General features: G+C 44.5%; 1 pseudogene. It reads right to left on the bottom strand.

Going from position 1 to position 510, the window contains the following annotated elements:
- Positions 1 to 459, bottom strand: a pseudogene (locus R7190_RS31035) (sensor domain-containing diguanylate cyclase); the annotation flags it as partial.
- Between the last annotated feature and the right edge of the window lie 51 nt (positions 460 to 510).

The following is a 510-nucleotide window of genomic DNA, read 5'->3' as shown; positions in this document are numbered from 1 at the left end:
CGACACCGGCCCCGCGATGAAAATCTCTTGAATATCTTTGGCTTTTTGAACTTGTACCCATTGCGCTGGTACTTTACGGTAATCCAGACCAAGGACGCGCTCGTTGCCTTGAGTTGGGAATATATGGCTAATTACATCATTTTCCGCAATACCGATGACCGTGATGTGCTTACTTTTGTTGAGAATACGATCGGCGGCAATGCTTAGCTCCTCTTCTTCGCTATTTGGCAGCAAAGTGATTAGCGTCGCTAATGTGCTGGCTTTGTAAATATCAGCCATGAGTACCGCTTCCAAATTGGAGCGGAGAATAGACAGTTGTTCTTTGGCTTCAACTTGCACGCGTTCTTGCTGAAGGTCTTGCTGATTATGATGCAACAGCTCAATAACACCAACACACAAGGCAACAAAAGCGAAAAAGAACAGTGCAAAATAGCACTGCTTTCTGGGTGAATAACGCATTAGCTCCCCACTAGCTCGTCCGTTACTACGAGAATTATTCTTTATTGTTAA

The sequence above is a fragment of the Vibrio sp. 1078-1 genome (assembly GCF_033340475.1).
Note: the sequence above shows the minus strand (reverse complement) of the source record. Positions and strands in the feature narration are given on the sequence as shown.